Annotated in this window: 7 protein-coding genes; all 7 read right to left on the minus strand. The window is 30.1% G+C overall.

The genetic code is table 11. From position 1 onward, the window contains the following. Positions 1–672 (minus strand): nucleotidyltransferase family protein (locus tag L8W64_RS08545; protein WP_263673492.1); only part of this gene is annotated, 672 nt, incomplete at its 3' end. Beyond that, positions 660–1,265: a D-sedoheptulose 7-phosphate isomerase gene (locus L8W64_RS08550; protein WP_263673494.1), complete on the minus strand. Its 606-nt coding sequence runs from the start codon at positions 1,263–1,265 to the stop codon at positions 660–662. The genes L8W64_RS08545 and L8W64_RS08550, both read right to left, overlap by 13 nt. Next, entirely contained in the window at positions 1,253–2,272 is a 1,020-nt protein-coding gene (locus L8W64_RS08555; protein ID WP_263673499.1) for a dehydrogenase, read from the minus strand. The genes L8W64_RS08550 and L8W64_RS08555 overlap by 13 nt, the downstream gene beginning before the upstream one ends. A gap of 2 nt (positions 2,273–2,274) precedes the next feature. After that, entirely contained in the window at positions 2,275–3,306 is a 1,032-nt protein-coding gene (locus L8W64_RS08560; RefSeq protein ID WP_263673495.1) for a GDP-mannose 4,6-dehydratase, read from the minus strand. Between the two features lie 9 nt (positions 3,307–3,315). Beyond that, on the minus strand, positions 3,316–4,374 hold the full coding sequence (locus tag L8W64_RS08565) for a GDP-L-fucose synthase family protein (protein ID WP_263673497.1): 1,059 nt from the start codon (positions 4,372–4,374) through the stop codon (positions 3,316–3,318). A gap of 3 nt (positions 4,375–4,377) precedes the next feature. Further along, positions 4,378–4,920, minus strand: a complete 543-nt coding sequence (locus L8W64_RS08570; protein WP_263673498.1) for a dTDP-4-dehydrorhamnose 3,5-epimerase family protein — start codon at positions 4,918–4,920, stop codon at positions 4,378–4,380. Then, positions 4,904–6,451, minus strand: a complete 1,548-nt coding sequence (locus tag L8W64_RS08575) for a hypothetical protein (RefSeq protein WP_263673501.1) — start codon at positions 6,449–6,451, stop codon at positions 4,904–4,906. The genes L8W64_RS08570 and L8W64_RS08575 overlap by 17 nt, the downstream gene beginning before the upstream one ends. Positions 6,452–6,459 lie beyond the last annotated feature (8 nt).

Genomic DNA, 6,459 nt, shown 5'->3' on the forward strand with positions numbered 1-6,459 from the left:
GTTCGTGATTTGGGAATATGAAAATTTTTTATAATCCTCAGGTATCCCTATATCGATAAAATAATGATCAAAAATTTGGGTTTGAATTTTTAATGTTTTATATTTTTTTTGCAAAAATTCTTCAAAAGAAAATTTTTTCTCCAAATCAAATTCATCAAAAATATCTTTTTTTAGCAAGTATATACCGCCATTGATTAAACCTTGCTTTTTAAATACTTTTTCTTCAAAAGAAATTACAATACCTTGATCATCAACATTTACAGTGCCATATCTATCAAAATTTTGCATTTGTTTTAGTGCGATGCAAATTTTACTATCATTTAAAACAAGTTTTTTTAGATCAATATCAAAAATAGTATCGCCATTTAAAACATAAGCTTGATTTTGTATAAATTTCAAAGCATCTTTTATAGCTCCACCCGTACCCAAAAGTTCTTTTTCAATGTTATAGCGTATTTTCATACCATCAAATTCATCTTTAAAACACTCTTGAATGAGTTCGTATTTATACGAAACACTTAAAATAACCTCAGTAATTCCTTGTTTTTTTAAATACTCTAAAACAAAGGCTAAAAATGGCTTTCCATTAATAGGTGCCATAGGCTTTGGAAGATCTTGCACTACGCTTTTTAACCTTGTGCCAAGACCTCCTGCTAAAACTATAGCTTGCAATCAAACCCCTTACCAAAAAGCTCTTCTTCTACTATAGCACAGATGATATGACTTATTAAAATATGTGCTTCTTGAATTCTTGGTGTACAAGATGATGGCACTTTGATACAATAATCACAAAACTCATTCATAGCACCGCCACTAGCCCCGGTTAAACCTATGCTTAAAATTCCTTTTTCTTTACAAATTTCTAAAGCTTTTAAGATATTTTTGCTATTTCCACTTGTAGAAATTCCTATAAATACATCCCCATTCACACCTTGGGCTTGCACCTGTCTTGCAAATAAATTTTCATAACCATAGTCATTGCCAATGGCTGTTAAAATACTCGTATCAGTACTTAAAGCAATACTTGCAATACCAGGTCTATCAAAGTAAAATCTACTCACAAACTCCCCAGCTATATGCTGTGCATCGGCTGCACTTCCTCCATTACCTGCTAGTAAAGTTTTATTGCCATTTTTATAAGCATTGATCACTTTTAAAGATACTTCTTTAATTAAACCAATCATATCATTATCATTTAAAATCTTAGTTTTAATATCAATTGAATCACTAAAATGAGATTTTATATATAAATTTAAATTTTCCACGATTTTGCTCCTTCTTTAGTGAAGTAGAACTCTTGCACATATCCTTGTTGTTCATTTAGAATTTTTTTAAGTTTATATTTTTTTATAGGATCAACCATAAAAAACATAAACCCTCCAGCACCAGCTCCACTTGTTTTACCACTATAGGCACCATTTTCCATGGCTAAATGATAAATTCTTTCAAGCTCATCATTACTTACTATATCGGAAATGATCTTTTTTGATTGCCATGACCTACCTAGGATTTGAGCTATTTTATCAAAGTCAGCTCTAAATAATGCTTCTTTCATATCTAGCGCATCTTGTTTTATCGCATGCATAGCATTAAGAGAATTTTCATCTCCTAGCTTTCCTTTCTTATGCTCTTCTATATCCTTAGCTTCTCTAGTGATATTTGTAAAATAAAGCAAAACTCTAGCCTCAAGCTCGCTTGCTATCCAATTTTTAATGCGTAAAGGGTTAACTATCACTCTTTTTTGATCATAAAATTCCATAAAGTTAAACCCACCAAAAGTTGCAGCGTATTGATCTTGTGCACCACCCACTATAGCCATATCCTCTCGTTCAATCTCATAAGCTAAACGCGCAATCTCATACTCACCTAAAGGTAAATTTAGCCACTCAGCAAATGCTTTAATAATACCCACCACCAAAGTAGAGCTACCACCAAGTCCACTACCACTTGGTACATCTGAATAAGTATGCAAAGAAAAACTCAAAGGTTTTTTAACATAGTCTTTTACTAAACGATTGTAAATTGCTTTATAAAGATCTAACTTACCATCATTTTCTAAAAAATCTTTGCTTTTATACTCTACTTTTACATTTGTATCTGATGAATCAAAAATGATTTTTCCATCATCTCTTTCTATTAAAGTACAATGTACATATAAAGATATAGTCGCATTTAAAACATAACCTGTATATTGATCACAGTATAAATTTATATCAGTACCCCCACCGGCTAAACCTAAACGCAATGGCGTTTGTGAACGAATTATCATAATTGTTACCTATTAAGTGGGATTCTACCCATGGAAATTTCTTTTCTCCAATGATTTAGTAAATCTTCAAACATCTGTCTAGCTGGAATTTCTGGTTTCCAGTTGATATAGCTTTTGATTTTAGTATTATCAAACATTTGATAATCTGCATCAATAGGACGCAACCTCTCTTCATCTTGTTCTACTTTGATATCCTTTCTTGTAGAAAAACTCAAAAGTATATCAATAACCTCAGGAAGTTTAAAAGCTTCTTCACCTGCTATATTAAAAGCCTCGCCACAAGGAACTTTTCCTTTTTCACTTTCCAATGAAAGCAAATAATAAGCCCTTATCGCATCTCTGGCATCTTGAAAAGTTCTTACACTTGATAAATTTCCTACTTTGATAATAGACTCTTGATAACCTGCTTCAATCAATGCGATTTGTTTTGCAACCGTACTTTCAAAAAATACATCAGAGCGTCTTGGCCCACTATGAGTTCCCATCCTAGTAACATAAGTTTTTATGCCATAAGCCTCACCATAAAATCTTCCCAAATAATCCGTACCGATTTTACTTATACTATAAGGACTTGCACCATGAAAAGTTGTATCTTCATTTAGCTTAACACCTGCTTTTGCTCTACCATAAACTTCACTAGAAGAGCACACATGCACCACAGGATCATAGCCATCTTTAGCTTTTAATAATCTAATATTTTCTAAAATATTTGCTGTGCCTATGATATTAGTTTGTAAGGTTTCTATAGGTATATCAAAAGAGGTTTTTGGGTAAGACTGTGCAGCCAAATGAAAGATCACATCCGGTCTTTTGCTCTCAAAAAGCTTTTGAATACTTGAATAATCATTCAAATCAGCATAAAAAATGCTAATTCTATCTTTTTTATTGATCCTATCACTTAGATGATGGATATTATCCATAGGTTCTTGCCAACGCATCATGCCTATAACATCATAATCTGTATTTTCCAGTAAGTAATCTGCCATTTGCGAGCCAACTTGACCCGTAAAACCTGTAATTAATGCTATTTTTTTCATATTAACCCCTTAAGCTTGTTTACCATTTTGAAGGTAATCTTCATACATCATTTTAATACCTTCATCAAGTTCTATTTTATGCTTCCAACCCAAAGAATGAATTTTAGAACAATCTGTTAGTTTTTCTTTAAAACCATCTGGTTTGCTTGTATTAAAAAAAAGCTCTCCTTTAAAGCCAACAATTTTTTTTACAAGATAAGCAAGCTCTTTGATGGATATATTTTTATTCACACCGATGTTAATATGTGTATTTTTAACTTCTTTTTCATCTTTTTTATGCAAATCTTTAAAATCAACATATTTCATTACATAAATACAAGCTTGAGCTAAATCACCACTATGCAAAAATTCTCTAGTTTGTAAACCACTCCCCCAAATTTCTACACTATCTTTATTAACATTATATTTATTAAGATATCCAAGAGCCTCATTTATATCATTAAAACCTAAGTCTTCAAGCAATTCTTCATATTTATTTTCACTTAATAATTTAGCCAAGTGCATTTTTTTTACAAGTGCTGGCAAAACATGAGACTTTTCTAAATCAAATTTATCATTGCTTCCATATAAATTAATTGGCGCAACACTAATAAAATTTGTTTTATATTGCAAGTTATAAGATTCGCACATTGTAAGACCTGCAATCTTAGCGATAGAATAAGGCATATTGGTAAATTCCAATTCACCTGTGAGCATTTGTTCTTCATTAGTGGGTAATGAGGCATTCTTTGGATAAACCACAGTTGAGGCAATAAAAACTAATTTTTTAACATTATATTTATATGCACCATGAATCACATTACATTGAATTTGCAAATTCTCATATATAAAATCTGCTCTATAAGTATTATTAGCCATTATTCCACCAGCTTTTGCGGCAGCTAAAAAAACATATTCCGGTTTTTCCTTTTTAAAAAAATCATCAACAGCTTGTTGATTAATCAAGTCCAACTCTTCATGAGATTTAAATATTAAATTAGTATAACCTTGTAAACGGAGTTCTTGAACAATAGCTGATCCAACTAAGCCTCGGTGTCCTGCTATATAAATTTTAGATTTTTTTTCCACAAATCACTCCTTGCTTGTAGCCAAAACATCTCTTTCTGAAAGGATCGGAGATTTTGTTGGCCAATCAACCCCTATTCTCTCATCATTCCAAGCATAAGTGAATTGTTCATTTGCATCAATATATTCTCCTTTATATGCGCATTTGTAGTAATACACTGCACTTTCGCTACTTACATAATGTGCATTTCCAAATCCAGCTGGAACTAAGATGATTTTTTGATTATCTTGATTTATTATAAATTTTTCATGTTTTAAATAAGTAGGTGAATCTTTTCTACAATCAACTACAACTTGATGAATTTCTCCATAAACACAAGTAGCTAGTTTATGCGTTTTATGATCCCCGTGTATACCTCTTATAACATTATATCTAGAGTGGATAAATTTATCATGTACAAATTGAAGATTATCTGGCAAAAGCTTATCTATCACTTCACTTGTAAAAGCTGTCCATATCTCTCCTCGTAAATCCCTAAATTTATTAGGAGTTATTACATATACTCCTTTTAAAATTTTTGATTCTTGTATATCAAATTCTATTGCCATTGTTTTCCTTTTTTTGTTTTTTTATACTTTTTATTTCAAACCACAGCTTAATGTATCTAGTTCCCCACCACCAAGTTTTATTAGCTTGTATAAGAGCCTCTCCTAGCTTGTATGTTAAACATTCTCTTTCTCTTAAAGCTTCTTTATAATCGGAGTAGCTTTCTAGAGGAGGTAATTTTAAAGAAGGATCTTTTTTTATTTTTTCTTGATAGATTTTTTGTTCTTGTTTGTGTTTATCTTTTATATAAGATAATACAAAAGGCATTTTTACATAGCCCAAGAAAGATTTAGAGTTAACTATCATAGCTTGACCTAGTTTATAAGAGAGTTGGTTTTGAATTCTTGCTTTGGCTGTACCGTGTTTGACTTGAAATTTTAACCTATCAATTTGATTTTGTTTTTGCAAAATGATTTTGTTTTGTCTATCAATTTGATTTTGTTTTTGCAAAATGATTTTGTTTTGTCTATCAATTTGATTTTGTTTTTGCAAAATGATTTTGTTTTGTCTATCAATTTGATTTTGTTTTTGCAAAATGATTTTGTTTTTAGAAGAAAACAAATCGGCTATAAAATCAGCTATTTCTACAAAATATTCTTTTTTAATATTTTCTAATTTATAATTTTCATGATAGTTGTTGTTAGGTTTGCATTCAAAATACAAAGAATCTTGAAAATATTTATTAATCCATTTAAACTGCATATGTGAATATTTTTCATAATATAAATATACATCTTTTGGTGGATAAAACAACAACTCCTTTTCTTTTTTTGTAAAATACCTATTAAAAAATGGAATCAAATCATAATATAAAACACCATTAGAGATTAAAGGTTTTTTGTTAAGGTATCTTAAAATTTCCATTCCTATTAAATTTAAACTTTCGTTTTGTTTTTTTGGTATGGTAAATCCATCATTCCATTTAATCTTTGAAATATACGCAAAATCTTTAATTAAATCATTATCATATAAAAGCTCTTTATTAAATTGTCGTAAGATGATATTATCTTTTCCAAATACATTACTCCAATGAAGCAATGTATTCTTGTAATCTAAGATTTGCTGTAACAAGCTATTTTCATGAATTTTTTTATGAGCAAGGTTATCATCGACCCCATTTTTTAAAAATTCAGAGCACAAAGACATCCAAACATCTACAGCATCTCTGATATATAAAATTATAATTATCTTTTTAAATCCTAATTTTAACAACAAATATTTTAAATATTCTATATTTTCATACTTTACTACCGACTGAAATGCTTCTGATGAAAATATCACACTCTTTGGATTTGTATTTTTAATCTCATCACATAAGGCAACCACTAGAGTGTTTTGCAACACATCGTCTTTGTAAAAATTATTTAACAAAGTAGCTAAATTCCAATGCTGAGGATCATGTTGTTCATTGAGAATTATAGAACTTGGATACAGAATTCCTTCTTTTAAAAGCAAGTCTTTATTGGCATATAAAAATTGCTGAATACTAGTTGTTCCAGTTTTAGGAGTACCTATATGAACATAAGCAACCATACTTATAT

Source organism: Campylobacter sp. IFREMER_LSEM_CL1097, assembly GCF_025772225.1.
Lineage (GTDB): Bacteria > Campylobacterota > Campylobacteria > Campylobacterales > Campylobacteraceae > Campylobacter_D > Campylobacter_D lari_D.